General features: G+C 68.2%; 2 protein-coding genes. One reads left to right on the plus strand and one right to left on the minus strand.

Annotated elements, in window-relative coordinates; translation table 11 throughout:
* A partial coding sequence (locus IVA98_RS08545; RefSeq protein WP_247354639.1) for an NAD-dependent epimerase/dehydratase family protein occupies window positions 1–912 on the plus strand: 912 nt, incomplete at its 5' end.
* On the opposite strand, the gene IVA98_RS08550 is transcribed toward IVA98_RS08545, so the two are convergent.
* Window positions 900–1,862: MraY family glycosyltransferase (locus IVA98_RS08550; RefSeq protein WP_247354640.1), on the minus strand; the 963-nt coding region annotated here is incomplete at its 5' end. The genes IVA98_RS08545 and IVA98_RS08550 overlap by 13 nt on opposite strands.

Here is a 1,862-nt window from a genome sequence, read left to right on the forward strand (position 1 = left end):
GCGAGTGGCTTCATCGGCCGTCATGTCGTGCGCGCATTGACGCGCGAGGGCTGGTCAGTCCGGTGCGCGGTGCGCAGCCCGGAAGGGGCCGGCGACGAGGTCGTGATCGCATCGATCGGCCCCGAAACCGACTGGCGGGCCGCGCTTGACGGCGTCGACGCCGTCATCCATCTCGCCGCGCGTGTGCATTACAAGAACGACGAGCGCGCGGTCGAGCTCTACCGCAAGGTCAATGTCGAGGGCACACTGCACTTGGCGCGCTGCGCAGCGACGGCCGGCGTACGCCATTTCATCTTCATCAGCACTGTTCTGGTGCACGGCCGCAGCAACGAGGGCCGTGCCCCGTTCAGCGAGCGCGATGTCCCGACGCCGCGTGGTCTCTACGGCGCGTCCAAGGCCGAGGCCGAGGCGGGCTTGAGGACGCTGGCGCGGGACAGCGAGATGAAAATCTCGGTGATCAGGCCGCCGCTGATCTACGGCGCACACGCCAAGGGCAATTTCCCGCTGCTGGCGCGCGCGGTCAGGCTGGGGCTGCCGCTGCCCTTTGCGGCGATCCGCAACCGCCGCAACTTTCTATGCGTGCAAAACCTGTCGTCGTTCATCCTGCACCGGCTCGACCATCCCGACCCCACGAGCAATTTCGAGATCTTCCTGCTGGCCGACAGGGAAAGGGTCTCCACGCCCGAATTCATCGCGTGCCTGGCGAGAGCCTCCGGCAAGCGCCCGCGGCTGTTCGGCATACCGCCAAACCTGCTCAGAGCGGCCCTGCGCGTGACCGGCCGTCAGGATATGCATGACGGCCTGATCGGCTCGCTCGAGCTCGACATCTCGAAGGCGATCGCAACCGGCTGGCAGCCGCAGCTCACCCTCGAGGAGGGCTTGCGCCTGGCGGTGTCGGATCAGGAGCCCTGAGGCCGCGAGAAGCGGTGCAGCACGAATCCGACCGCGAGCGCGCCGGCCACAAGTGCGCACGTGGTGACCGCCGGCGCGGCGGCACGGATGGTGAGGATGGCGAGCCCGGCGAGCACGAGGTTGAGCAGGAAGACCTCGCCGATCACCCGCGGGACCATGAAACCGTTGTCAGTGGCGCGCTGGTAGAAATGCGTGCGGTGGGCCGACCAGAACGGCTCACGCCGCGCGACCCGTCGAAACAGCGTGATGGTGGAATCGGCGAGATAATAGGCCGGCAGCAGCAGTGCCGCGGCCATCTGCCGGCGAAAAGCGAGCTCGAGCAGGCACCAGCCAAGCAAAAGGCCGATCGGCAGGCTGCCGACATCGCCCAGGAAGACTTTTGCCACCGGACGGTTGAACGGTGCAAAGCCGAGCATGCCGCCGCACAGCGTCGCCGCGACCAGCGCGGCCGGCCATGGCAGCTCGCCCAGCCATCCCAGCAGCAGCAGCGCCGCAGTGACCGGCACCACTTCCGCGGCCGTCATCAGGTCGAGCCCGTCCATGAAGTTGACGAGGTTCACGAACCAGACCCCTGCGAGCAGGATGAGGCCGCGCTCCAGCGCAAGCGGCAGCGCCGGAACAATGCGCGCAGTCTCGGGCGCAGTGAACACCACGGCGCCGACGGCCGCGGCCTGCAGCACCAGCCGCACCAACACCGGCAGCGATACGATGTCGTCTGCAAATCCGACCAGCGCGATCAAGACCGTCGCCCCGAGCAGTGCCGGCGGGATCGCGACGTTCGCGACACTCGCAAAGAGCGAGGCGACGATGAGCGTCGCCGCGATCACGGCGATGCCCGCACCCTGCGGGGTCGGAATGCGATGCGAGGACCGCGCGTTCGGCCGTGCCAGCGCGTAGCGCTGGAGCAGGGGACGGCTGGTCCAGGTGATGAGCGCCGACACCAGCGCGGC

Source organism: Bradyrhizobium sp. 160, from assembly GCF_023073735.1.
Classification (GTDB): domain Bacteria; phylum Pseudomonadota; class Alphaproteobacteria; order Rhizobiales; family Xanthobacteraceae; genus Bradyrhizobium.